Source organism: Streptomyces sp. NPDC033177, from assembly GCF_055577715.1.
This window is the reverse complement of the sequence record NZ_JBVIPS010000006.1, coordinates 324,801-349,524: the sequence shown is the minus strand read 5'-3', so window position 1 is coordinate 349,524 and position 24,724 is coordinate 324,801. Positions and strand designations below refer to the sequence as shown.

21 protein-coding genes are annotated in these 24,724 nt (G+C 71.0%); 10 read left to right on the top strand and 11 right to left on the bottom strand.

Annotated elements, in window-relative coordinates; all coding sequences use genetic code 11:
- Window positions 1-6 precede the first annotated feature (6 nt).
- Together ACZ5U5_RS22500 and ACZ5U5_RS22495 are read right to left on the bottom strand one after the other, a co-directional pair.
- Window positions 7-1,347 (bottom strand): maleylpyruvate isomerase mycothiol-dependent enzyme family protein, encoded by a 1,341-nt coding sequence (locus ACZ5U5_RS22500; RefSeq protein WP_469024413.1) that lies wholly within the window; start codon window positions 1,345-1,347, stop codon window positions 7-9.
- The gene (locus tag ACZ5U5_RS22495; RefSeq protein WP_469024410.1) at window positions 1,344-1,943 is read right to left on the bottom strand and encodes a sigma-70 family RNA polymerase sigma factor; all 600 of its coding nucleotides are present in this window, start codon (window positions 1,941-1,943) and stop codon (window positions 1,344-1,346) included. The genes ACZ5U5_RS22500 and ACZ5U5_RS22495 overlap by 4 nt, the downstream gene beginning before the upstream one ends.
- Window positions 1,944-2,205: 262 nt before the next feature.
- On the opposite strand from ACZ5U5_RS22495, the gene ACZ5U5_RS22490 reads away from it, so the two are divergent.
- Entirely contained in the window at window positions 2,206-2,580 is a 375-nt protein-coding gene (locus ACZ5U5_RS22490) for an STAS domain-containing protein (protein ID WP_363211865.1), read from the top strand.
- A 25-nt stretch (window positions 2,581-2,605) separates the two neighbouring features.
- On the opposite strand, the gene ACZ5U5_RS22485 is transcribed toward ACZ5U5_RS22490, so the two are convergent.
- The 3 genes from ACZ5U5_RS22485 to ACZ5U5_RS22475 all read right to left on the bottom strand — a co-directional run bounded on the left by ACZ5U5_RS22485 (window position 2,606) and on the right by ACZ5U5_RS22475 (window position 6,118).
- Window positions 2,606-4,879: an ABC transporter permease gene (locus ACZ5U5_RS22485; RefSeq protein WP_469024407.1), complete on the bottom strand. Its 2,274-nt coding sequence runs from the start codon at window positions 4,877-4,879 to the stop codon at window positions 2,606-2,608.
- Window positions 4,876-5,583: an ABC transporter ATP-binding protein gene (locus ACZ5U5_RS22480; RefSeq protein WP_469024404.1), complete on the bottom strand. Its 708-nt coding sequence runs from the start codon at window positions 5,581-5,583 to the stop codon at window positions 4,876-4,878. The genes ACZ5U5_RS22485 and ACZ5U5_RS22480 overlap by 4 nt, the downstream gene beginning before the upstream one ends.
- 85 nt (window positions 5,584-5,668) lie before the next feature.
- Complete coding sequence (locus ACZ5U5_RS22475; RefSeq protein WP_469024402.1) at window positions 5,669-6,118, bottom strand: hypothetical protein; 450 nt, start codon at window positions 6,116-6,118, stop codon at window positions 5,669-5,671.
- Between the two features lie 423 nt (window positions 6,119-6,541).
- Between ACZ5U5_RS22475 and ACZ5U5_RS22470 the strand changes: the two genes are divergently transcribed.
- Complete coding sequence (locus ACZ5U5_RS22470) at window positions 6,542-7,054, top strand: EF-hand domain-containing protein (protein WP_469024400.1); 513 nt, start codon at window positions 6,542-6,544, stop codon at window positions 7,052-7,054.
- 16 nt (window positions 7,055-7,070) lie between these two features.
- On the opposite strand, the gene ACZ5U5_RS22465 is transcribed toward ACZ5U5_RS22470, so the two are convergent.
- Window positions 7,071-8,657: a class I adenylate-forming enzyme family protein gene (locus ACZ5U5_RS22465; RefSeq protein WP_469024397.1), complete on the bottom strand. Its 1,587-nt coding sequence runs from the start codon at window positions 8,655-8,657 to the stop codon at window positions 7,071-7,073.
- A gap of 174 nt (window positions 8,658-8,831) precedes the next feature.
- Here ACZ5U5_RS22465 and ACZ5U5_RS22460 point away from each other — a divergent pair, with 174 nt between their 5' ends.
- From ACZ5U5_RS22460 to ACZ5U5_RS22445, 4 genes are all read left to right on the top strand, one after another.
- Window positions 8,832-10,061: an amidohydrolase family protein gene (locus tag ACZ5U5_RS22460; RefSeq protein WP_469024395.1), complete on the top strand. Its 1,230-nt coding sequence runs from the start codon at window positions 8,832-8,834 to the stop codon at window positions 10,059-10,061.
- A 1-nt stretch (window position 10,062) separates the two neighbouring features.
- Window positions 10,063-11,229 carry an acyl-CoA dehydrogenase gene (locus tag ACZ5U5_RS22455; RefSeq protein ID WP_469024393.1) on the top strand — a complete coding sequence of 389 codons (1,167 nt, stop codon included), beginning with the start codon at window positions 10,063-10,065 and terminating at the stop codon, window positions 11,227-11,229.
- An 8-nt stretch (window positions 11,230-11,237) separates the two neighbouring features.
- Complete coding sequence (locus ACZ5U5_RS22450) at window positions 11,238-12,128, top strand: acyl-CoA dehydrogenase family protein (protein ID WP_469024390.1); 891 nt, start codon at window positions 11,238-11,240, stop codon at window positions 12,126-12,128.
- Between the two features lie 436 nt (window positions 12,129-12,564).
- Window positions 12,565-13,077, top strand: coding sequence for an ATP-binding protein (locus ACZ5U5_RS22445; RefSeq protein ID WP_469024388.1), 513 nt, complete (start codon window positions 12,565-12,567; stop codon window positions 13,075-13,077).
- 433 nt (window positions 13,078-13,510) lie between these two features.
- Here the strand turns inward: ACZ5U5_RS22445 and ACZ5U5_RS22440 are convergent, their stop codons facing one another.
- On the bottom strand, window positions 13,511-14,470 hold the full coding sequence (locus ACZ5U5_RS22440) for a cyclase family protein (protein WP_469024386.1): 960 nt from the start codon (window positions 14,468-14,470) through the stop codon (window positions 13,511-13,513).
- A gap of 84 nt (window positions 14,471-14,554) precedes the next feature.
- On the opposite strand from ACZ5U5_RS22440, the gene ACZ5U5_RS22435 reads away from it, so the two are divergent.
- The 3 genes from ACZ5U5_RS22435 to ACZ5U5_RS22425 are packed head-to-tail and all read left to right on the top strand — an operon-like array spanning window position 14,555 to window position 17,795.
- Complete coding sequence (locus tag ACZ5U5_RS22435) at window positions 14,555-15,466, top strand: SDR family NAD(P)-dependent oxidoreductase (protein WP_469024384.1); 912 nt, start codon at window positions 14,555-14,557, stop codon at window positions 15,464-15,466.
- A gap of 17 nt (window positions 15,467-15,483) precedes the next feature.
- A complete protein-coding gene (locus ACZ5U5_RS22430) occupies window positions 15,484-16,728 on the top strand; it encodes an acyl-CoA dehydrogenase family protein (protein ID WP_469024381.1) in 1,245 nt (414 codons plus the stop codon).
- The gene (locus ACZ5U5_RS22425) at window positions 16,725-17,795 is read left to right on the top strand and encodes a Zn-dependent alcohol dehydrogenase (RefSeq protein WP_469024379.1); all 1,071 of its coding nucleotides are present in this window, start codon (window positions 16,725-16,727) and stop codon (window positions 17,793-17,795) included. Before ACZ5U5_RS22430 ends, ACZ5U5_RS22425 begins: the two co-directional genes overlap by 4 nt.
- 96 nt (window positions 17,796-17,891) lie before the next feature.
- Here ACZ5U5_RS22425 and ACZ5U5_RS22420 read toward each other — a convergent pair whose 3' ends face one another.
- Window positions 17,892-18,917 (bottom strand): GlxA family transcriptional regulator, encoded by a 1,026-nt coding sequence (locus tag ACZ5U5_RS22420; protein ID WP_469024376.1) that lies wholly within the window; start codon window positions 18,915-18,917, stop codon window positions 17,892-17,894.
- A gap of 59 nt (window positions 18,918-18,976) precedes the next feature.
- Here ACZ5U5_RS22420 and ACZ5U5_RS22415 point away from each other — a divergent pair, with 59 nt between their 5' ends.
- On the top strand, window positions 18,977-20,308 hold the full coding sequence (locus ACZ5U5_RS22415) for an MFS transporter (protein ID WP_469024374.1): 1,332 nt from the start codon (window positions 18,977-18,979) through the stop codon (window positions 20,306-20,308).
- On the opposite strand, the gene ACZ5U5_RS22410 is transcribed toward ACZ5U5_RS22415, so the two are convergent.
- The 3 genes from ACZ5U5_RS22410 to ACZ5U5_RS22400 form a co-directional block, all read right to left on the bottom strand.
- Entirely contained in the window at window positions 20,301-20,942 is a 642-nt protein-coding gene (locus tag ACZ5U5_RS22410; RefSeq protein WP_469024372.1) for a flavin reductase family protein, read from the bottom strand. The genes ACZ5U5_RS22415 and ACZ5U5_RS22410 overlap by 8 nt on opposite strands.
- 143 nt (window positions 20,943-21,085) lie before the next feature.
- Window positions 21,086-21,952, bottom strand: coding sequence for an enoyl-CoA hydratase/isomerase family protein (locus ACZ5U5_RS22405; protein ID WP_469024369.1), 867 nt, complete (start codon window positions 21,950-21,952; stop codon window positions 21,086-21,088).
- 154 nt (window positions 21,953-22,106) lie between these two features.
- Window positions 22,107-24,332 carry an acetate--CoA ligase family protein gene (locus ACZ5U5_RS22400; RefSeq protein WP_469024367.1) on the bottom strand — a complete coding sequence of 742 codons (2,226 nt, stop codon included), beginning with the start codon at window positions 24,330-24,332 and terminating at the stop codon, window positions 22,107-22,109.
- Window positions 24,333-24,724 lie beyond the last annotated feature (392 nt).

Genomic DNA, 24,724 nt, shown 5'->3' with positions numbered 1-24,724 from the left:
CGGGACTCACATACGGCTCAGTGACGCCGCCGCGAACAGCACGTCCCTGATCGCCTGGCGGTCCCCGACCTGACCCGCTGCCGCCTCCTGCGGAGACACGTGGCCCGCGGCCAGGCGGCAGAACTCGACGCCGTCCAGCGCGACATGGGCCACCTCGCGGTCCGCCGACGCACTGGCGCCGGGGGAGTCGAGCGGAATGAACCATTCGCCGCCGCCCATGCCCTCCACCTCCAGGCGCAGGCTGCGGCCCGGGGCGCCCGCCGCCACCAGGCCGTGCGCCGGGCCCGCGAGCCCCGAGCGGCGGCGCTCGGCGAGCGTGCCGGGGAGCAGCCGGGCGGCGAGGTCGATCATGCGGTGCAGATGGCGCGGCGACGGCGGCTCGTACGGATAGTCGACCGCCTCCGCGATGTCGCCCGCGTGGATCCAGCACTCGAAGGCGCGGTCCAGCATGGAGTCCCGCAGCGGCAGTTCGACGCGGCGGCCCTGCTCGTCCGGGGCGCTGTAGGGGACGGCGAGGCCGCCGGAGCCGGAGCCGTGCGGGCCGCCCGCCGTGAAGGACACCGTGCGGATCAGCTCGTGGGACTGCTCGCGCCAGGGGCCGCGCACCGCGCGCGTCGGCGGGAAGTACGAGGCGCGCCAGTACGCCTCGGTGCGGTGGCCCGGGTCGGACCGAGGCGCCGTCTCCCTGCCGAGCGGGTCGTCGAGGCCGAGGGCCAGCGCGACCATGCCGTCCACGGCGAGGAGGTGGGCGATCACCCCGGCCACCGTCGTCTTGCGGCTGACCGGGTGATCCGCGTCGAACCACCGCAGGCGCACCGGAGCGTGCCACTCCGAGTCGCCGATGTCCTTCAGGAGCGCGTCGAGCCGGGCGGTCTCGGCGTCGTACGGAACGGCCCACTCGGGGACCGGGATACGGGGCGGGCGCCGCCCGAGGCAGTTCTCGATGACGCGGTTGCGCAGGCCAGGGTCGAGGTCGAGGCTCTCCTCCTGATGCAGCAGGCCCACCGCGTCGCGCAGCCGCAGCGCCTCCTCCGCGCAGGGGCCGCAGTGCCCCAGGTGCACCTCGACGGCGAGGGCTTCCTCGACCGAGCAGGCGGCGAGCGCCCAGGCCCCGAGCAGGGACTTCAGGACCCGGTGGTCGAGGGCGAGCGGCGGGTCGGGCAGCGGGTGTCCCGTGTCCTCTATGGAGGCGCGGGGCAGCGGTATGCGGGGCGGCCGGCGGGAGTCCCCGTCGCCGGGGCCGTCCGCGCCGCCGGGACCTCTGGGACCGCCGGGACCTCCCGCACCGCCGCCGTTCTCCGGAAGGTCCGGTTCCTCGAAGGGATCCTGCCGGTCGGGGCCCTTCACAGCGCCCTCCCGTAACCGGGGCGAGCCCCCGGCGCGGGGTGCGGCTCCGCCGGGCTCGCCGCGTCGTTCGCGGTGGAGAGCAGCTGCAGGCCGAGACGGAGGCGGCGGCGCGCCTCGTCCTCCGTCACGCCGAGGTCGGCGGCCGTCTGGCGATAGTCGCGCCGCTGGAAGTAGGCGAGCTCCAGGGCGGCACGCAGCGGGGCGGGCATGGCCGTGACGATGTAGTCCGCGCGGGCGGCGGCCGAGGCGCGGCGGACCTTGCGCTCGAGATCCTCCGCGGTTCCTTCCCCGCCGCGGGCCAGGGCGGCGGACTCGGTCTGGCGAAGGCGCCGGACGGCCCGCTGGTGGGTGAGCGTGGCGACCCAGGAGCGCAGGGGGCCCTGCTTCGGGTCGTACGCGTCGGGGTTCTCCCAGATGTGGGCGAAGACCTCGCGGGTTATCCGGTCTGCGGCGTCCTCGTCACCGAGCACGCGGTGGGCCAGGCCGTGCACGAGCGAGGCGAAGTGGTCGTACAACTCGCCGAGCGCGGCCGCCTCACCGTGCGCCAGCCGCTGCTGCATGCGGCGGTCCCAGCGGCGCGGCGCGTCCTTCGCCATGCGGCCCCCTCTGCGCGTGCCGTTCCTTGCTCGTCCAGAATCCTTGCTCGTCCCGAAACCCTCTGTCGAATGTAGTCGCCACCACCGACAACGCACTCCCTTTAAGGCAAAGTGCGCATGCTCCCGGCCTCGGATGATAGGGAGCGGTGTTCCTGGTGTTTCATGGGGAGGAGCTGGGGCAGCCGCGACGTAGGAAGCGTAGGGAAGGCTTCCGCATCGGCGAGCTACGAGCGAGCGGTATCAGCGAGCGAGAGGCGTGCGAGTGACGCTGCAGGTGGCCGTGGACGAGCAGGACGGCTGGGCCGTTCTGCGGGTGTCCGGCGAAATGGACCTGGTGACCTCGCCTGTCGTGCGCCAGCGCGTGCACGACGCCGTGGCCGACGGCCGCCACAGCCTGGTCCTCGACCTCTCCGACGTGCTGTTCTGCGATTCCAGCGGCGTCGGCGTGCTGATCGCCACACGCCGCCTGTTCCGCTCCTGCCAGGGCCGCCTGCGCCTGATACTGCCCGCGAAGGGCGCCGAGGACGGCTCCCACGTGAACCGCGTCCTGGCGGCCCTCGGCGTACGCCGCCTCTTCGAGGTCTTCCCCGACGTCACGGCAGCGGTCGACGACGAGGCAATCCCCCTCTCGGCGTGACACCGCCCGCCAGCCACACCGTCCCTCAGTCCCGCCGGATCAGCTCCGGGTCGATGCGCCGCCCGACCAGCGGCAGCGTCCCCACGACCGCCAGGACGAGCACCCCGGCCATGGCCGCGACCAGCAGCGGAACCCCGGCCCCGTCCCAGAAGATCTCGCCGCCGCCGGTGACCAGATAGGCGGACTCCGCCAGCTTCCCCGCGACGAGGGCGAGCAGCAGGCCCACGGCCAGCGGCAGTACGACCTGCGTGCACTGCACAAGCCGCAGGGTGCGGGCCCGCGCGCCGATCAAGGAGAGCGCCGTGACCTGGGGGCGGCGCTCCACGGCTCGGTCGGTGACGGAGACCAGGAACGCCGCGACACCGATGACAAGGCCCATCACCATGCCGAGCGCGAGCAGCGTCTCGATCACGGTGATCTGCTGGAGGCCGTCGATGTTGATGCCCGCCGGGTCGACGTCAGCCGTGGGCGCGACGGCGCCGATGCGGTCCAGAACGTCGCGTACGGTGCCGGGCTCCGAGCTGCTCGTGAGGACCAGCGTGGCCGCGGCGGGCAGGGCGTGCGCCGGGAGCTCGGAGGGCGGCACCAGGAGGCCGGGGCTCGGCATGTTGGTGACCTCGTACCCCTCGAACAGGACGGTGGCGCTCGGCACCTTCACCTTCAGCGAGGTCCGCTTGCCGTCCTGCTGCTTCAGCACGTACGTCGAGGGCTTGAGGGGGGACTCGGACACGTTCGGGTCCTGGAGCCGGAGCACCTTGCCCTCCTCGCAGCCCGCCGAGTGTTCCACCAGCTTCGCGAGCTGTGCGCAGGTGGCGACCAGGGCGGGGGCCTGCCAGTCGCCGCCCTCCTTGGTGGGGTCGGTGTGCGGCTCCATCACGATCGCGTCCGCCCGTACCCCGGGGATGTCCCGCAGCTTCGCCTGCTGCTCCTCGCCGAGTTGCGAGAGCCGCAGGCCGTACTCCTGGACGGGCGAGTCGGAGCGGGTGATCTGCTGCTCCTCGACCAGGACGCCCTGGGCGAGCGACGCCGAGAACACCAGCAGGACGAGTCCCGTGACCACGCGCATCGCGCTGCCCGGCTCGACCTCGTTGCGGCGCATGGCCAGGCTCAGGGCGAGGTTGCCGGAGCGGGCCAGACGCGTGGCGATGCCGTACGAGAGCAGCGGCATGACCAGCACCAGGCCGAGCCCGGTGAGGAGCACCCCGCCGGGAACCAGAAGGGAGTTGATGCCGGTGCTCTGCGCGGGGTGGTCGGTGAGGCCGGTCGCGCAGTAGCCGATGACGATGCCGAGCCCGGTGACAAGCAGCAGGCCACCCCAGACGCGGGGCGCGCGCGGGGCGGCGGTGCGCCGGGTGCTCAGCGGGTTGGTGGCCGCCGCGCGGGCGCTCGCCCGGCCCACGAACCAGGAGAGCGCGGTGCAGCCGATCAGGCAGACGGCGACGGTGGACGCGGAGAGCGCGCCGTCGGCCGGGTACCACTTCAGGCCCGGTAGCCCGGTCCTCGCCATGATCTGGTTCAGGAGCCAGAACTCGCCGAGCCCGAGAAGCGCCCCCAGGAAGGCGGCGACGACGGTCTCGGCGGCGTTCACGCGTTGCGTGCCCCTGGCACTCAGGCCGAGGAGGCGCAGCGCGGCGAGGCGGCGGTTGCGGCTGGCGGCGGAGAGCTTGGCGCAGACGGAGAGGAAGACGCCGAGCGGCAGCAGCACGAGGGCGGCGAGGGTGAAGCGCAGGATGTCGAGGGTGGACTTCTCCACGGCCGTGGTGGGCGGGTGCTCGGAACCGAAGCTCTTCAACGCGCGTGCGTCGTCGGCGAGGTCGGATCGCGTGGTGCCGACGTAGGCGTAGAGCTCGTTCGGGTCGGTCAGGCCGGAGGGGCCGATCAGCCCCTTCTCCGCACCGGGGAGCAGCCCCTTCAGGCCGGGCTCGCGGCGGAGCTGATCGTGCAGTGCGGGGGAGACGTACACCTCGCCGGCAGCGGGGAGCTCGCTCAGGCCGGGCGGAGGCTGCACCCTGTCGGCATCCTTGCCGCGGGCGACAAAGACGCGGCTGAACGGCTTCGAGCCGTGCGGATCGGTGCGCTCCAGGACGAGGGTGGGCTGCCCGGACCTCTTGCCGGCGAAGACCTGTGGGTCGCGGTCGGCGGCCCGTCCGTCGTGGGCTCCCAGGATCGAGGGGATCGTCAGGACGAGCGCGAGGCAGCAGACCCCGAGGGAGCCGCCGAGGGTCATCAGCAGGAAACGTACGCGGGTGCCGCGCCCGGAGCCGAAGAGCAGCCGCAGGCCGAGCAGGAACTCGCTCATGCGGAGGCGCCCTTCGCGGTGAGGACTCCGTCGGCCATGGAGTAGTTGCGATCGGCCTGGGCGGCGACCGTGGGGTCGTGCGTGACGAGCAGGACGGAGGTCCCCTGCGAGCGGGCGAGGCCCAGGAACTCCTTGAGGACGGTGGCGGCGTTGGCGCTGTCGAGCGAGCCGGTGGGCTCGTCGGCGAAGACGACCGCGGGCCGGTGCACCAAGGCCCGCGCCACGGCGACGCGCTGGCTCTGCCCGCCCGACACCTGCGAGGGCCTGCGCTCGCGCAGGTCGGCGATCCCGAGCCGGTCGAGTACCTCGGCGGCGGCCTTGAGCGCCGGGCGCTTGCGCTGTCCGGCCAGGCGCAGCGGCAGCGCGGTGTTCTCCTCGATGGTCAGCTCGGGGAGCAGCTCGCCGTACTGGAAGACGAAGCCGAAGCGCTCGCGGCGCAGCGCGCTGATGTCCTCGTCGTCGAGCCCGCCGTACGCCCGCCCCTCGAACCGCACCTCACCGCGCGCGGCCGGCAGCACACCGGCGAGGCAGTACAACAGTGAGGACTTCCCGGAGCCGCTCGCCCCGGTGATCGCCGCGATCTCACCACGCGCCAGCGTCAGATGGGCATCGCGGACGGCGGGAGTGGAACCGTAGGAGAGGTCGACTCCCGTGGCGCTGAGGACTTCTGACGTGCTGCTCGACGTACTGATCGCTTCCCCCAAGAAGGCGAAGGGCCCGGAGCGGGGGTCCGGGCCCGGTGTGCATGCGTGGCAGCTGGTCAGTGCTGCCGCTGTGTGCCGGTGGTGACTACCGCTTGTAGTGCTTGGTCGTCGAGCAGTTGTCCGGGTGGAAGGAACCCCGGTCACGGCAGGCGCGGATCCATGCGTCGCTGGTGTAGCGAGCGGCGCCGTCCCACACGAGCTTGTCCTTGTGGACCGTCCGCTTCTGCTTGCCGTTGAACCGGTTCCAGTCGTAACCCTCGACCTTCACCTGGACGTAGACATTGTGGCCGTCACCGGCCGAGGTGTCCTGCAGGTCGCCCTTCCAGTGGAAGGCACCGTGCTTGGCGCCCGGCGCCTCGAACTTGTAGTAACCGTTCTTGAACTTGACGCCGCTGCTCGACAGCGTCGGGATCTTGTGCCACGAGGCGGTCGCCTCGACATCCCCGTTGCCCCCGCTCGCGGTGGCGAAAGCGGTCCCCGCACCCGTCAGAAAGAGCCCTGCCGCGAGGGCACCGACGGCCAGCTTTCGATTCATTTGTGTTCTCCCGTTTTTGTTGGTCGCCCCTTGTTTGATCAAGGGAGGCAGGAACGTAACACCCATGGCCGACAGCGGCAGTTGCAATTTCGTCCGCACGGACTGTTGGCCGTGTATCACTGTGCGTTCGCTTTGCGTGCACGTAGATGATCTTTGACTCGATCATGCCAACCGGGAGGTTTGAAACACGGAGCGTGGCAGCGTGAGGACACGTCCTCCACTGCGGGTGAGGGAAGGTCAAGGGAGACCCAAAAGATCATCAAGGATCGGTTCCTGGTACAACCTCTCTTGTCCCGGTCTTGGCACAAGCGTCGGCTTCCGGCCTCCGGGTGGTCGCCGAACACGTACGCTCGCTGCCAGAGACACCCAGGGAACCCCCTGTGCACACGCACCCAACCGCAGAAGTGAGGCGGCCCGAACACCATGGACAGTGCCGAGTACGAGCGTAGGATCGCGGCCCGTTTCGCCAGCTTTGACCAGGACGGCAACGGCTACATCTCCCGTGAGGACTTCAGCACGGCGACCGCCGCCCTGCTCAGCGAGTTCGGCGCCACGGCACGCTCCGAGAAGGGCCAGGCCCTTTACATCGGGGCCGAGGCCTTCTGGCAGGGCATGGCCGGGATCGCCGACCGTGACGGTGACCAGCGGATCACCAAGCCGGAGTTCGTGGGCGGCGCGGTCAAGCGTCTGCGCGACAACCCGGCCCGGTTCGCGGAGATCGCGCGGCCGTTCCTGGACGCCGTGATCTCGGTCGCGGACGGCGACGGTGACGGGTCGGTCAGCCCGCAGGAGGTCGAGCGCGTGCTCAGGGCCCTCGGCGTCCCGGCGGACGTCGCGAGCGCCGCGGGCGGCTCGCTCGACACCGACGGGGACGGGCGTGTGACGGAGGAAGAAGTCGTCGCGGCGTTCTCGGCGTACTTCACCGTCCCTGAGTGAGAGACGCTCGCGCGCACTAGCCCCGTGTGAACCGATCCCGCAGCTTGTACTTGAGTACCTTGCGCAGCGTCTCGTTGCGGGGGAGGGCCTCCACCAGCTCCAGTTGCTCCGGCAGCTTGTACGTGGAGAGTCCTTCCCCGCGCAGATACGCCGTCAGGGAGGCCAGAGTCAGCGCGTCGTGAGCATCGTGAGCACCCGGCCGCCGCTCGATCACCGCGCAGACCCGCTCGCCCCGTTCGGGGTCCGGGAGGCCGATCACCGCCGCGTCGCCGACGGCCGGATGCCGGTGCAGCAGGTCCTCGATCTCCTTCGCGGAGATGTTCTCGCCCTTGCGGATGATGATGTCCTTGGCCCGCCCGGTGAGCACGAGATGCCCGCTCGGCCGCACGTGGCCCAGGTCGCCGGTGAGCAGGAAGCCGTCCGCGTCGAAGACCCCCTCGCTCTGGGCGGGGTCCAAGTAGCCCCGGCAGACCGCCTCCCCACGCAGCCGCACCTCGCCGTCGACCCCGGCGGGCACCTCCTTGCCCTCGGTGTCCGTGATCCGGATCTCCATGCCCTCCGGCGGCTTCCCCTCCGTCGTCGCCAGGTTCTCCGCCGTGTCGTCCGGGGCCCCCATGGTGATCATCGGCACCTCGGTCATGCCGTACCCGTGGGTCAGTTGGCAGCCCATCTCGCGTACGACCGCGTGATAGATCTCCGGCGGCTTCGGCGCACCGCCGCCCGCGAGGAGGCGCAGGGTGGGGATGACCTTCTCGCCGGGTGCCAGCTTGCGCTGCTCGGCGAGGAACATCGAGTAGAACGCGGTCGAACCGCCCGCCACCGTCACGCCGTGCCGCCGGTAGCCGTCGAGCGCGTCCGGCAGCGCGAAGGTCTCGAACATCACCGCGGGGAAGCCGTACAGGAGCAGCATCACGGTGTAATCGGGGCCCGCGATGTGCGCGAAGGGGAAGGCCATCGAGCCGATGTCGTCGGCCGAGAGGTGCAGCGCGTGCGCGAGGCACGAGCCGCCCGCTATCAGCGAACGGTCCGTGTGCAGCACGCCCTTGGGGTCGGACGTCGTCCCCGACGTCCAGTAGATCCAGCGCACCGATGTGCCGTCCGAGGGCGGCGGGGGCAGGGCGGACGGGTCGCCGTCGGGCAGGTCGTCGTACGCGTACGCCTCGAATACGCCCCGCGCGCCGAGCCGTCGTGCCATCTCCGTGTGGTCGAAGCCCCGCCACACGCCCGGCACGGCGAAGAACTCCGCCTTCGACTCCCGTAGCGCGAAGCCGACTTCGCGGTCGCGGTAGAAGGGGATGACCGGTGACTGGACGGCGCCGATGCGGGCCAGCGCGAAGGAGAGCAGGGCGGTCTCGATGCGCGTGGGCAGCTGCCAGGCCACGACGGTGCCGGGGCGCACCCCCATCGCGTACAGGCCCGCGGCCACCCGTTCGGCACGGTCGCGCAGCTCGCCGAAGGTCAGCGTCCGGTCGTCGGCGGGGTCGGCCGCGGCCTGGATGAGGACGGGTGCGTCGGGAGTGAGCCGGGCGCGGCGGTCGATGAGCTCCCAGAGGGTGCGGGATGCCCCCAGTTCGTACGCGGTCTCGTTCTCCGAGGTCCTCATGCGATCCCCTCACGACAGCAACTGAACTGACGGCCAGTCAGATCGTGCCGAGAGCGTAAGCCTCACCGCCTTGTCGGTCCAGGGGTGCGCGGCTAGCCTGCTATCTGACGGGTCATCAGATAGCCCGGAGGGACCGGAGAGATGACCGCCAGGCCCCTTGAAAGGCAGGACACCATGACCGAGCTTCCCCGGATCGTCAGCGTCGACGACCACGTGATCGAGCCGCCGCATCTCTTCGACACCTGGCTGCCCGCCAAATACCGCGACCGCGGCCCCAAGCCCCTCACAGCCGGCATCGGCGAACTCGCCTACGTGGCGGGCAAGTACCAGATCACGATGGACCCGGACGGCCCTCCCACCGACTGGTGGATCTACGAGGACCTCAAGTTCCCGTACAAGCGGAACATCGCGGCGGTCGGCTTCGACCGCGACGACATGACCCTTGAGGGGATCACCCGGGCCGAGATGCGCCGCGGCTGCTGGGACCCGGCCGAACGGCTCAAGGACATGGACCTGAACCACGTCGAGGCGTCCCTCTGCTTCCCCACCTTCCCCCGGTTCTGCGGCCAGACCTTCGCCGAGGCGCACGACAAGGAGGTCGCCCTGGCCTGCGTGCGCGCCTACAACGACTGGATGGTCGAGGAGTGGTGCGGCGACAGCGGCGGCCGGCTCATCCCGCTCTGCATCATCCCGCTGTGGGACATCGACCTCGCCGTCGCCGAGATCAAACGGAATGCCGCGCGGGGCGTCCGGGCGGTCACCTTCTCCGAGATCCCCACCTACCTGGGGCTGCCCTCGATCCACTCCGGCTACTGGGACCCCTTCTTCGCGATCTGCCAGGAGACCGGCACGGTCGTCAACATGCACATCGGGTCGAGCTCCCAGATGCCCGCCGCCTCACCGGACGCCCCGCCCGCCGTCCAGGCCGCGCTCTCCTTCAACAACGCGATGGCCTCGATGATGGACTTCCTCTTCAGCGGGGTCCTGGTCAAGTTCCCCACCCTCAAACTCGCCTACAGCGAGGGCCAGATGGGCTGGATCCCGTACGCCCTCGAACGTGCCGACGACGTGTGGGAGGAGCACCGCGCCTGGGGCGGCGTCCGCGACCTGATCCCCGAGCCGCCCTCCACGTACTACTACCGGCAGATGTTCTGCTGCTTCTTCCGCGACAAGCACGGCGTCGCCTCGCTCGACGTCGTCGGCCGCGACAACGCCACCTTCGAGACCGACTACCCGCACGTCGACTCGACCTTCCCGCACACCAAGGAAGTCGCCCTCGACCACGTCAAGGGCCTGGACGACGAGACGGTCTACAAGCTGATGCGCGGCAACGCCATCCGCATGCTGGGCCTCGACCTGGACCGAGACCTGCATCGCGACCTGGACCAGGGCAAGCGGGCCTGACGTGGACCTCACCTACACGCAGGAGGAGGAATCCTTCCGGGCCGGCCTGCGCGCATGGCTGGCCCGCACACTTCCGCAACTGCCGCCGCGCCCCGACCCGTTGGACTGGCCGGGGCGCAGGTCGTACGACATGGGGTGGCAGTGCAGGCTGTACGACGCCGGGTACGCGGGCCTGCACTGGCCCGTCGACGCGGGCGGCCGAGGAGCCACCCCCACCCAGCACCTGATCTTCCTGGAGGAGACCGAGAAGGCAGGCGCGCCCTACGTGGGCGCGAACTTCGTCGGCCTGCTGCACGCGGGCCCCACCATCGCCTCCGAAGGAACCGCCGAACAGCGGGCCCGGTGGCTGCCGCCCGTACTGCGCGGCGACGAGGTGTGGTGCCAGGGCTTCAGCGAGCCGGACGCGGGCTCCGACCTCGCGTCGCTGCGCACGCGCGCGTGGCGGGACGGCGACGACTACGTGGTGAGCGGCTCCAAGATCTGGACCTCGCACGCGGAGGTCGCCGACTGGTGCGAGCTCCTCGTGCGGACGACACCGGTGAGCGAGGACGTCCCCAAGCACCGCGGCATCACCTGGCTCGCGATGCCGATGGACGCCCCCGGCATCACCGTCCGCCCTCTGCGCACACTCGCCGGGTCGACCGAGTTCGCCGAGGTGTTCCTCGACGAGGTGCGGGTGCCGATCGCCAACCGGGTCGGCGCCGAGAACGACGGCTGGCGCGTGACGATGGTGACCCTGTCCTACGAGCGGGGGACGGCCTTCGTGGGCGAGGTCGTCGCCTGCCGACGCGTCCTGGGCGAGCTCGCCCGCGAGGCCCGCAAGAACGGCCGCTGGGACGACGCGGTGCTCCGGCGCAGGCTCGGCAGGCTCAGCGCCGAGTTCGGGGCGCTGTGGCGGCTCACGCAGTGGAACGTCAGCGAGTCCCAGCGGGCCGGCACCGGCGTGCCGGGCATCGGCGGCTCCGTCTTCAAGCTGCGCTACTCGCACGCACGCCAGGAGCTGTACGAGGCGGCGAGCGAGGTCCTCGGGTCCGGCGCGCTGGACCTCGGCCACGAGTGGACCCTGGACCGGCTCTCCTCCCTCTCGTACACGATCGCCGCCGGGACCTCGCAGATCCAGCAGAACATCGTGGCCGAGCGCATACTCGGCCTCCCGAAGGGGCGGTGAGGGGCCACGTGGACTTCCAACTCACGGAAGATCAACAGGCGTTGCGGGACGGGGTGCGCGAAGTCCTGGAGGGGCGGTTCGGCGGGGTCGCGCTGCGGGAAGCGGCGGACTCCGGGGCGCCCGCGCTGGACCGGGCCCTGTGGCGGGAGCTCGGGGACGCCGGGTTCTTCTCGCTGCGGGTGCCGGAGGCGCAGGGCGGGGTCGGACTCGGACTTCCGGAAGCCGTCCTGGCGTTCGAGGAGGCGGGGCGCGTGCTGCTCCCCGGGCCGCTGGTGGCCACGTTCCTCGCGGTGCCCCACGTCACGGGAGCGGCCCAGGGGGCGACGGTGGTGACGGCCGTGTCCGGTGGTCTCGTTCCGTGGCTGGACGAGGCGGACGTGGTCCACGGCGATGCCTCCGGCGCCGTACGGCTGCGGTCGGTCGACCCGCTGACGCCGCTGCACCGGGTGCCGGGTGAACGGACGGACGGGTCGGCGGCTTCGGAAGGCTCGGCGGCACCGGAGGCGGACCTGCTGCTCGCGGCGGAACAGCTCGGCAGCGCGGGCAAGACCTGCGAGACAGCGGTCCGTTATGCCCGAGAACGTACGCAATTCGACCGCCCCATCGGGTCCTTCCAGGCCGTCAAGCACCTCTGCGCGCAGATGCTCGTCCGCACGGAGGTCGCCCGCGCCGCCGTGTACGCAGCGTCGGTCACCGGTGACGCCGCGGAGATGGCGGCGGCCAAGCTCCTCGCCGACGACGCGGCGGTGCGCGGCGCGCGCGACTGCCTCCAGGTGCACGGCGGGATGGGCTTCACGTGGGAGGCCGACGTCCACCTGCATCTGAAGCGGGCCTGGGCGCGGGCCGGGCTCGGACAGTCGGCCGCCCGGGCCGAGGAAGAGTTGGCGGCGGCCCTGTAGGCCCCAAGCCCCTTGTGGGCGCGCAGAGTGATCGACTTGTGAAGTCCGCGAAGTGGGGGGAGGCTACTGAGCGTCGATACCGGGTTGTGTCCTATGCGTGACTCGTCACGGCATGGAGTCGGGCTTCCGCTCCGGTACCTTGTGTCAGATGCGAGTGGTTCTGAGGTCGAGCCATGCCGGTGTTGCCTGTGAGGCGGCGCCGGAGCTGGCAATGCATGCCGCTCGCAGTGCAGGAAGGGGCTTCATGCCCGCCTGTTCGACCCCCTGCAGCGCGCGTCGCACAGTATGCCGCACGCGTACTCCTTCGCGCTGGAATATGCCTGAAGCGCTTGTTGGGGTGACTGAACGTCAACCATGCTGTCTCTCAAGGGGATCACGTTCCGTGACCCCGTGGAGTCGCGAGGCGATGTGTCCGCCGGTTCGGATGGTGTGAGCGGTGCAGGTGCTTCAAGTTCAGCTGGAGGTCAGGCCCGACCCCGCAGAGGTGGGGCGGGCCCGAAGGTGGGCGCGTTCGCGGCTCGCCGGTTCCGGGATAAGGGTCGACGAGCCACTGGCGGAGACGCTGATCCTGCTGATCTCGGAGCTGGTCACCAACGCGGTGGTGCACACGGGCTGTCCGGCCGTGCTGCGTATGCGGCTCCCCGACGTCCCGGACGTGCCCGACGAAGCCGCGGGCGCGGGTCCGGGGACGGCCGGCGCGGGTCCGGGAACGGTCAGGGTCGAGGTCTGCGATGCCAGCGCGCGTCCGCCCAAGCAGCGGCACGCCGACGGCGACGCGACCAACGGCCGGGGCCTGGAACTCGTCGACGGCCTCGCCGACCGCTGGGGCTGGCAGGCCGAGGGCGCGGGAAAGAGCATCTGGTGCGAGGTGGACCGGTGCGAGCCGGGAGTCGCGGCGGTCGCGTTCGACGGGACGACCTACGAGGACGTGGCGTACGAGGCGGTCTGAGCCCCGCATGGCGGTCCCTGGCGGCCATGCGGTGGTCCTGCGCGACCGAATGGCGGTCCCTGGCGGGCCATGCGGTGGTCCTGCGCGATCGTAGGGCGGTTGCGGTCGTCCGCATGCGCCGTCGCGTGCCACGGTGCGCGGCCGTGCGCGTCCGGTACATAAGCGGCATAATTCATTAATCACCGGACGGGTGTTGACGTACCGTGTCCGATTGATCACGCTTGTGTGCAGCGATTCGCCGCGAGGGGACGTCGAGGGACGGTGCCTGTGACCCGGACCTCGGCGAGATGTGGGTCGCCGTCGGCGTCGGTCCCTTCGTGGCCGAGTAGGGCAGGACCAGGGCGCCGGAGCCGGATGGCGGCGCGCGCGGCAACGCGCTCGGGGCGGGAGCCGGGGCGCCGCCATCCGAAGGCTCACGGAAGGTTCGGGAAGCTCACAACACCGCGACCGGCGCTACAGGGGTCCCCGTGCCGCCGACGAACGGCTCGGGCATCGCGGAGAGAAGGAAGCTGTAGCGGGAAACTTCTGCACAGGCTGTGGACAACTTTTCCAGATTCCAGTTCTGGCCCTGCAGCATCCCCATCTCCACCAGGTCGAGTGCGTGTACGGGCAGCCAGAGGTTCTCGATCTCCGGCGGGAAGATCTCGAAGGTGAGGGTGTCGTTGGCGACCGCCGCGACATCGCGCGCGTGGAACCACTCGGGGGTGCGCACCGAAAGGCCGGGGGACGGATATCCGTACGCGTGCTTGTCGCCCGCCAGATAGGTCTGGATCTGCCCGGTGCGTACGAGGACGATGTCGCCGGCACGGACGGTGACCCCCGCGAACTCCTCTGCCTCCGCCAGGTCTTCGGGGGTGACCGCGTGATCGCCGGGCAGCCGGTCCACACCCTTGGCGCGGGCGACGTCAAGGAGTGCACCGCGCGAGACGAGATGCGGCACCTTGTCGATGCCGCTGAACTGCGCGCGGGTGTGGGCGGTGATGGTGTCCGCGGGACGGCCGTTGTAGATCTTTCCCGAGTGCGACGCGTGGGTGAGCGCGTCCCAGTGGGTGGCCGTCTGCAGGCCCATCGTGACGGCGTCGTCGCTGGTGGCGACCGTACCGGGACCGAAGAGCTCCTGGTTGATCTGCACCATCGAGTGGAGGGGGTTGACGCGGCCGGGTATCAGGCCCGTCTGGACGCCGTCCTCCTTGAGGGGCAGCGCGAGCGCGACGCGGCGTCCGGTGCGGATGGACGCGGCGGCCTCGCGGACGACTTCGTCGGTGATGAGGTTGAGGGTGCCGATCTCGTCGTCGACGCCCCAACGTCCCCAGTTGTTCACGCGTTTGGCGATGTCGAAGAACTCGGGCGGCAGGGCCGATTCTGCGGGTCGCGTGGGTGCCGAGTCTGACATGGGTCCTCCCCGGGTCTTGTCTTCGGGTATCTGACGGGTCATAGAATCTAACGGTCCGTCAGAAACCGCGGGAAGGGGCCGGACGTGGGGAACTTCTTGGCAGGCAAGGTGGTGGCCGTGACCGGTGCCGGGCGCGGCATCGGCAGAGCGGTCGCGCTCGCCGCCGCGGCCGAGGGGGCGAAGGTCGTCGTGAACGACTACGGCGTCTCCATGGAGGGCGCGGAACCGACCAGCGAGATAGCCGACGGCGTGGTCAAGGAGATCCAGGCGGCGGGCGGCGAGGCCGTGGCCGTCGCCGACGACATCTCCACCATGGCGGGCGGCCAGCGGATCGTCGACATCGCGCTCGCCGAGTACGGGCGCATCGACGGCGTGGTCTGCGTGGCCGGGATCTTGCGCGAACGGATGCTCTTCAACATGTCCGAACAGGAGTGGGACCCGGTGGTCGCCACGCACCTGAAGGGCACGTTCACCGTCTTCCGGGCCGCGTCGGCGGTCATGCGCAAGCAGGGCACGGGCACGCTGATCGGCTTCACCAGCGGCAACCACCAGGGTTCCGTGGCGCAGGCCAACTACAGCGCGGCCAAGGGCGGGATCATCTCGCTGGTGCGCAGCGCGGCCCTCGGCCTGAACAAGTACGGGGTGACGGCGAACGCGGTGGCTCCTGTCGCGCGCACGAGGATGTCCGCCAACGTGCCCATGGAGCTGAAGGAGATCGGTGAGCCGGAGGACGTGGCCGCGCTGGTCACGTATCTGCTGAGCGAGCGGGCCCGGGAGGAGAAGATCACCGGGCAGGTCTACACGGTCGCCGGCCCGAAGATCGCCGTATGGGCCCAGCCGCGTGAGCTGCGTGCCGGGTATGTCGAGGGCGGCTGGACCCCGGAGAAGATCGCCGACTTCCTGCCGGGGACGGTGGGGGTCGACCCGATGCCGATGCTGGCCCAGCTGGAGGCGATGGCGAAGGCCGCGGCCGCCAAAGACCGGCCGAACGCGTAGGCCGGGCGGGCCGGGCGGTGGAGTTCGGATTCGGTCCCGAGGACGAGGAGTTCCGGGCGGAGGCACGGGCGTGGCTCGGGGAGCACCTGACGGGGGTGTTCGCCGGGGCTGCGGGGCGCGGCGGGCCCGGCAGTGAGCATGAGGGGCCGGCGGAAAGGCGCGCCTGGGAAAGGGAGTTGGGGCGGGGCGGGTGGATCGGCCTCGGGTGGGGCGCCGGGGAGGGCGAAGGCGCGGACTCGAAGGACGGTTCGGGGCCGGGCCGTGGTGCGTACGGGAATCGGCGGGCGACGCTGACCCAGCAGGTCGTCTGGGCCGAGGAGTACGCGCGCGTGCGGGCACCCGGACGCTACGGCCACATCGGCGAGAACCTGCTGGCCCCCACGCTCCTGGCCCACGGCACGCAGGAGCAGCGGGACGAGTTCCTGCCGCCCGTCGCGCGCGGCGAGGCGCTGTGGTGCCAGGGCTACAGCGAGCCGGGGGCCGGATCGGACCTGGCGGGGCTGTGGACCTCGGCGGTGCGGGACGGCGAGGTGTACCGCGTCACCGGGCAGAAGATCTGGACCTCCCTCGCGCACGAGGCGGACTGGTGTTTCGTCCTCGCGCGGACGGAGGCGGGGTCCGTCGGCCACCGGGGAATCTCCTTCCTGCTGGTGCCGATGGACCAGCCGGGGCGCGTCGAGGTGCGGCCCATACGGCAGTTGACGGGGACGAGCGAGTTCAACGAGGTCTTCTTCGACGGGGCGATCGCGCGTGCCTCGCACGTGGTGGGCGGCGCCGGCAACGGGTGGCGCGTCGCCATGAGTCTGCTCGGCTTCGAGCGAGGCGTCTCGACTCTGGTGCAGCAGATCGGATTCGCGGAGGAGCTGGGAGGCGTCGTCCGGGAGGCCGTCACGAGCGGCGCCGTCGAAGACCCCGTGCTGCGGGACCGCCTCGTACGGCAGTGGGCGGAGTTGCGGGTCATGCGATGGAACGCGCTGCGTACGTTGGGGAGTTCGGGCGGCGCGGACGCGGGGGTGCCGAGTGTGGCCAAGCTGCTGTGGGGCGGGTGGCATCAGCGCCTCGGGGAGCTGGCCATGGCCGTGCGGGGGCCCGCGGGGGCGGTCGGCCCCGGTGACTGGAGCGAGGACGCACCCTACGAACTCGACGCGCTGCAACGGCTCTTCCTCTTCACGCGGGCCGACACCATCTATGGCGGCTCGGACGAGATTCAGCGGAACATCATCGCCGAGCGCGTGCTCGGCCTGCCGAGGGAGTCGCGATGAGGGGTGTCGTTTTCGACAGGAGCAGGGCCGAGGGGAGCAGGGTCGAGGTCGTCGACGACCTGGAGATACGGGACCCGGGGCCGGGGGAGGTACTGGTCGCCGTCAAGGCCGCAGGGCTGTGCCACAGCGACCTCTCCGTGATCGACGGGACCATCCCTTTCCCTTCGCCGGTGGTGCTCGGGCACGAAGGGGCGGGGGTGGTGGAGGCGGTTGGCGCGGGAGTGACCCATGTGACGGCCGGTGACCACGTGGCCCTGTCGACCATCGCGAGCTGCGGGGCGTGCGGGGAGTGCAACCGGGGGCGGCCGACCATGTGCCGGCGCGCGATCGGGATGCCGGACCAGCCCTTCTCGCGGGGCGGCGAGCCGATTTACCAGTTCGCGGCGAACTCCGCGTTCGCGGAACGCACCGTGGTGAAGGCCGTGCAGGCCGTGAAGATCCCGGAGGACATTCCGCTGACGTCGGCCGCGTTGATCGGCTGCGGGGTGGTGACGGGGGTCGGCGCCGCCCTCAACCGGGCGAAGGTCGACCGCGGGGACAGTGTGGTGGTGATCGGGACCGGTGGCATCGGCCTGAACGTGCTCCAGGGGGCGAGGATCGCCGGTGCGACGCGGATCGTGGCGGTCGACGCGAACCCCGCGAAGGAGCCGGTGGCACGGCAGTTCGGCGCGACGCACTTCTTCTCGTCGGCGGCGGCAGACGGCGTGCGGAAACTGCTGCCGACGGGGGCGGACCACGTCTTCGAGTGCGTGGGCCGGGTCGAGCTGATCCGGCAGGCGGTCGACCTCCTGGACCGGCATGGCCAGGCGATCCTCCTCGGGGTGCCGCCGGCCACGGCCGAGGCGTCGTTCCTGGTGTCGTCCCTGTTCCTGGACAAGTCGATCCTGGGCTGCCGCTACGGCTCGGCCCGCCCGCAACGGGACTTCGCCCTGTACGCGGAGCTGTATCGGGCGGGGCGCCTGCTACTGGACGAACTGGTGACGGAGACGTACCCGGTGGAGGACTTCGCAAAGGCGGTGGGGGACGCGGAGGCGGGACGGGTGGCGCGGGGGGTGCTGACATTCTGAGATGGGGCCCGGTCTGTTCATTCAGGTGGTGCTGCGGGGCAATCGGGTGGGTGGGCGGGAAAGGCTTGTTCGGTAAGGGGAGGGGCGGCCCCGGGGTCACCGTCGAGACTCGGTCAGCGCCCCCGCTCGGAAGGTGCGGCGGTAGGCCGTGGGCGTCACACCCAGAGCCGCCTGCAAGTGCCCCCGCATCGACTGCGCCGTGCCGAAGCCCGCGTCCCGCGCGATCCGGTCCACGGAGAGATCGCTCGACTCCAGGAGATGACGGGCCCGCTCGACCCGCTGCTGCGCGAGCCACTGGCCGGGGCTGATGCCCACCTCCTCGCGGAAACGGCGCGTGAAGGTGCGTACGGACATGGACTCCTGGTCCGCCATGTCCCGGAGCTGGATCGGCTCGTGCAGCCGGGCGAGGGCCCACGCCCGCGCGGACGTCGTCGTCGCGAACTGCGGCTCCGGAACCGGGCGTTGGATGTACTGGGCCTGACCCCCGTCCCGGTGCGGCGGCACCACCGTACGGCGCGCGACATCATTGGCGACCGCCGACCCGTGGTCACCGCGCACGACATGAAGGCAGAGGTCGATGCCCGCCGCCACACCCGCCGAGGTGAGCACGTCGCCGTCGTCGATGAAGAGCACCTCCGCATCCACCGTGATCCGCGGGAAGAGCCGCTGGAAGTGCTCCGCCGACGCCCAGTGCGCCGTCGCCGTGCGGCCGTCGAGATAGCCCGCCGCGGCCAGGACGTACCCGCCCGTGCAGATGGAGATCATGCGGGTGCCCGGCCGGACGTGGGCCAGGGCCGACGCCAGTTCGCCGGTCAGGCGGCCCTCTTCGTAGACCGGACCCAGCTCGTACGACGCGGGGATCACGACCGTGTCGGCCGTGGCCAGGGCCTGCGGGCCGTTCTCCACGAGGATCGAGAAGTCGGCGTCCGTGCGCACCGGGCCCGGCTCGCGGACGGAGGCGGTCACGACCTCGTACAGCAGCGCGCCGTCAGCGGTCCGCGCGCGGCCGAAGATCCGCTGCGGGATGCCGAACTCGAAGGGGATGACGCCGTCCAGGGCCAGGACCACCACACGGTGACGTGCGGTGGCGGGCACTCCCGGGGCGCCTTTGGCTGCGGTCATGGCCCGATCCTAGCCAATGCTGTCCTTCGGGCCACTCGTTCGGGCCTGGACGTGTCCCGATGCTGATTGTCGTGACCCAGACAGACGTGAATCAGGCGGTCGAGCCGCCCCTGGAGGTGCCGAGGCGCCGCCGTCGTATCCACCGGGCATGGTTCGTCGCCGCCGTCACCTTCGTGACGATCATCGGCGCCGCCGCCTTCCGCTCCCTGCCGGGCCTGCTCATCGACCCGCTGCACGACGAGTTCGACTGGTCGCGCGGCACGATCGGCCTCGCGGTCTCCATCAACCTCGCGCTGTACGGACTCACCGCACCGTTCGCCGCCGCGCTGATGGACCGCTTCGGTATCCGCAGGGTCGTCGCCGTCGCGCTCGTCGTGATCGCGCTCGGCTCCGGCCTCACCGTGTGGATGCAGCACGCCTGGCAGCTGCTGCTGTGCTGGGGCCTGCTCGTCGGACTCGGCTCGGGGTCCATGGCGCTCGCCTTCGCCGCCACCGTCACCAACCGCTGGTTCACCACGCGGCGCGGACTCGTCACCGGCATCCTGACGGCGGCCTCCGCGTCCGGGCAGCTGATCTTCCTGCCGGTGCTCTCCTGGCTCGTGCAGGCCCATGAGTGGCGGCCCGCCGCGGTGACCGTCGCCCTGGCAGCCCTCGCCGTTGTCCCGTTCGTGTGGCTGCTGCTGCGCGACCATCCGGCGGACGTGGGCCTGAAGCCGTACGGCTCCGAGCAGTTCGTGGAGAAGCCGCCGCCCGCGACGGGGGCGGCGCGACGTGCGGTGACGGTGCTGTTCAAGGCGGCCCGTACCGGCCCGTTCTGGCTGCTCGCGGGGACCTTCGCCATCTGCGGCGCCTCGACGAACGGCCTGATCCAGACGCACTTCATACCCGCCGCGCACGACGAACACATGCCGGTCAGGGTGGCCGCCTCGCTCCTCGCCGTCATCGGCGTCTTCGACGTCGTGGGCACGATCGCCTCCGGCTGGTTCACCGACCGCTTCGACGCGCGGCGTCTCCTTGCCGTGTACTACGCGCTGCGCGGCGTCTCGCTGCTCTTCCTGCCGCTGCTGCTCGCGCCGACCGTGCACCCGCCGATGATCTTCTTCATCGTCTTCTACGGCCTCGACTGGGTGGCGACCGTGCCACCGACCCTGGCCCTGTGCCGCGAGCAGTACGGCGACGACAGCGCCATCGTCTTCGGCTGGGTGCTCGCCTCGCACCAGGTGGGCGCCGCGCTCGTGGCCGTCATCGGCGGTGTCGTGCGCGATGCCTTCGGGTCGTACGACGTGATGTGGATCGCCTCGGGGGCGCTGTGCGCGGCGGCGGCGCTGATGGCGCTGGTGATCCGGCGGGTCGGGGACGAGTCGGCCGCGCGGCCGCCCGCTCTCACGTAGCGGGCGCGTCGACGCTGCCGAGCCCGCCGAACCTGCCGAACTTTCCCCGGTGGAAGAGCAGCGGTTCGCCGTCGTCGGTGGCGCCCAGGGCGTCGACCCTGCCGACCACGATCAGGTGGTCGCCCCCGGTGTGCACCGCCTGGATCGTGCAGTCGATCCAGGCCGGTACGCCGGCCAGGCGGGGCGAGCCGGTGACGGGCGCCGCGTCGTACACGACCCCCGCGAACTTGTCGGCGCCGCTCACCGCGAAGCCGCGGCACAGGGCTCCCTGGTCGGCGCCCAGGATGTTGACGCAGAAGACGCCCGCGCGTGCGATGCGGGGCCACGTCGTCGACGTACGCGCGACCATGAAGGAGACCAGGGGCGGGTCGAGGGAGAGCGAGGAGAACGACTGACAGGCGAACCCCGCCGGTCCTTCCTCCCCTTCGGATGCCGGTGCCGTGACAACGGTCACGCCGGTCGCGAAGTTCCCGAGCACACGCCGGAACTCGCCCGCACCGAGCGGCGCCCGCTCGTCGTCCCCGACGGCCCGCAACTGCGGCCGCGGAAGGGCCTCGACCGGCCCGCTGGTGGTCGGCGCTCCGACCGACCTGAGGTATCGGACGACGGTGGCCGCCATTCCCGCATGTCCCATCACATCAGCCATTGAAGCTGACGGGTCGTCAGATGGGAAGGGGTGGAGCCGTCGAGGGGCGCGGGAATGTCGCGTCGGCGGCCGCGTGGGACTGTATGGGGCCGCGTGGCGTTGCATGAGGCTGCATGGGGTCGCGTGGGGCCTCAGCGGCCCTCGTACGAAGGTGAGCGGCGTTCCACGAAGCTGGTCACGCCCTCGTTCGCGTCCGTCGTCGTCATGTTGATCTCCTGGGCCGCCGCCTCCGCCGCGAAGGCGGCGGCTCGGTCCGAATCAAGGGACGCGTTGACCAGTTGCTTGGTCATGGCGATGGCGCGGGTCGGCCCCGTGGCGAGGCGTTCCGCCCAGGTGCGGGCCGTCTTCTCCAGCTCGTCGGCCGGTACGACGCGATTGACGAGGCCGAGCCGTTCGGCGTCCGCGGCCGGCACGGAGTCCCCGAAGAACATCAGCTCCTTGGCCCGCTGCGGGCCGATGAGGCGAGGGAGGAGATAGGCGCCGCCACCGTCGGGCACCAGGCCCCTGCGGACGAACACCTCGATGAACTTGGCCTGTTCGGCGGCGATGACGAGATCGCAGGCGAACGCGAGATGCGCGCCGATCCCCGCTGCGATCCCGTTGACCGCGGCGATGACCGGCTTCTCGCAGTCAAGCACGGCGGCGATGAGGCGCTGGGCACCCAGCCTGATCACGCGGGCCACATCACCGGGCACGCGTTCGGCACCGGAACCCGGAGCCCCGCGTAGATCCGCCCCCGCGCAGAAACCCCTGCCGGTGGCGGTGATCACCACGGCTCGCACCGAGGGGTCGGCGGAGGCGTCCGCGAGGAGCGAGATGACGCGTTCGCGCTGGTCCCAGGTGACGGCGTTCATGGCTTCGGGCCGATTGAGCGTGATCCACGAGACGCCGTTGTCAGTGGCGTGGAGTACCAATGAGTCGAGGGGATCGGTTGGATCAGCTGGATCGGTTGGATCGGTTGGATCAGTTCCGGCTTCGGGGGAGGGTGGTGGTGTCATGGGGCTGCGTACTCCATTTCGCTGCGGGGTGCTTAGGAGAGTGGCCGGGCGGATGGCCGGTCGGGTGGCTGGGTGGCCAATCCGGTGGCGGGTTCGGGTGGCCGGGCGGATGGCCGGGAGGTCTTGGCTGCGTAGTGGCGCCCCGAGAAGCCGCTCAGCGGCAGACGGCCAAGGCGTCCAGGGCAACCGCCCCCTGCCCCCGCGGCAGCACCATCAGGGGATTGATGTCCAGCTCAGCCAACTCGTCGCCCAGCTCAAGAGCCATCCGCTGGACCCGCAGCACCACCTCGACGAGCGCGTCGACATCGACCGGCGGCCCTCCGCGCACCCCGTCGAGCAGGGGCCGCCCGCGCAGCTCGGAAAGCATCGCGAGGGCCTGGTCCTCCCCGAAGGGCGGCACCCGTACGGCCACGTCCCGCAGCACCTCGACGAGCACGCCCCCGAGCCCGACGGTCACCGTCGGCCCGAACAGCTCGTCCTGTGTCACACCCACCACCATCTCGACGCCCCGCTCCACCATCTGGCAGACCAGCACACCGTCCAGCGCGATGCCTTCGTAGCGGGCGATGTCGGTCAGGTCCCGGTAGGCGTCCCGCACTTGACTCGCCGAGGTCAAGCCCACCTTCACCAGGCCCAGGTCGCTCTTGTGGGCCAGCCGCGACCCGGACGCCTTCATCACCACCGGGTAGCCGACGAGCCCCGCCGCCCGCACGGCCGCCGCCGCGCTGGTCACCAACTGCTCGCGCGGTACGCGAATCCCGTACGCGCGCAGCAACTGCTTCGCCGCGTGCTCGCTCAACTGCTGGCCGGACCGCATCAGCGCCTGGGCCTTGCGGAAGGACGGCGAGGCGGTGCGCGGGGCCTCGGCGAAGGGGGAGCGGTAGCGGGTCGTGAAGCGGTGGTGGTCGAGATAGGCCCGCACCGCCGTGATGCAGTTGCCGAACGTGCGGAAGGTGGCGACGCGGGACGAGCCGAGCAGCGTCGTGCGGTAGGCATCCTCCGTGCCGACGGGCGAGCCCCACACCACGCACACCAGCTTGTCCGTCTGCTCGGCCGCGTCCACCAGGTCCTGCGCCAGCTTGTCGCTCATGGGCGGGAAGGGGCCGGTGATGGGACAGATCAGCACCCCCACCTCCGGATCGTCCAGGATCGCGTCGATGATCTTCCGGCCGCGCCAGTCGCCCACCGGGTGCCCGCCGTTGTCGACGGGGTTGGCGACGTTCAGGTAGCCGGGTATCCACTGGTGCAGCTCCGCCTGCTTGGCGTCCGAGAGGGGCGGAAGGCGCAGCCCCGCCTCGGTCGCCAGGTCCGAGAAGTGCGCGCCCGTGCCGCCCGAGATCGAATACACGACGACGCCCTCGGCCTGCGGAGGCCTCGCGCGCGCCAACAGGGCCGAGGTGTCCTGGAGTTCGTCGAGACCGTCCACGCGGATCACGCCGTACTGCCGCATCGCCGCGTCGACGACCGTGTCGGCGCCGGTGAGCTTGCCGGTATGTGAGGCGGCCATGCGCGCGCCGGTCTCGGTGCGGCCGACCTTGACCGCGACGACGGGTACGCCGCGCTGGGCGGCGCGGTCGGCGGCGAGCAGGAAGGCGCGGCCGTCCTTGAGCCCCTCGACGTAACAGGCGATGGCCCCGACCTCGGGGCGCTCGGCGAAGTAGGAGATGAAGTCGGAGGTCTCCAGGTCGGCCTCGTTGCCGGTGGGCGCCCAGTGCGAGAGGCGTACGCCGATCTCCTGCATCGTGAAGACGGGGCGCCCTTGGTGGCCGGACTGGGTGATCAGGGCGATGGCGGGGCCTTCGAGGTCGTCGCGGAACTTCTCGAAGGCGTTGAGGTTGGTGTTGGGCCCGAGCAGTCGCAGGCCCGAGCGTTCCACGGCGGCGGCGAGGCGGGCCTGGGCGGCCGCGCCCTCCTCGCCGGTCTCCGCGAATCCCGAGGCGAAGGCGACGGCGAACTTCACCTTGGACTCGGCGAGTTCCTCGATCACCGGAAGGGGGTCACTGACGAGAAGTACGGCCAGATCCACCTGCTCCGGCAGGTCCGCGACGGAGGGGTAACAGGGGGTGCCGAAGACGGTCTGACGGGTGGGATGCACGGGGTGCAGCCGGGCACCGCACCGCTCGGCCCAGTCCATGAGCTGGCGCGTGATGCCGGTGTTCGGCCGGCCTTCGGCGTCCGACGCGCCGATGACGGCGACGGACTCGGGCCGGAAGAACCGGTCCAGATCCGGTGTGTCGGCGTACAGGGGGCGTCCGCTGACGTCCAGGTCGTCCGCCGTGGCGGCGTGTCCGTGGACGGCGGGTGCCGGGGCTTCGCCGCAGGCCACAACACGCGCGCGGCGGGGGTCGGTGGTGAAGGTGCCGTATGTCGATCCAAGCATCGGTCCGCCCGCTCCTGTGTGACAGCAATGCAGTGCAACTGACGCATAGTCAGATTACTGAACTGACGCTGCGTCAGGAACAGGGCTGCATGCAAAGAGTGGGGGCGGCCCTTGAGCGGTGCCCCCGGTGGGGGCGCACTCAGGTGCAGGCGTACCCAGGTGCCCTGGGGGGCTACTCCCCCCTCCGGGGGCGGGGGTGCCGGGAGGGGGTAGTACCGGCCACTGGGGCTTGTGGAGGGCCGTGGGGTGTCTGCGGGTTTGTTGTGGCTGGTCGCGCCGTTCCCCGCGCCCCTTTGGGGGCGACGTGTCCGTCGGGTGTCTGCGGGCCGTCGTGGTGGTCGCGCAGTCCCCCGCGACCCTTGCGGGCCTCGGCCGCGTGCCCTTCGAAGGCC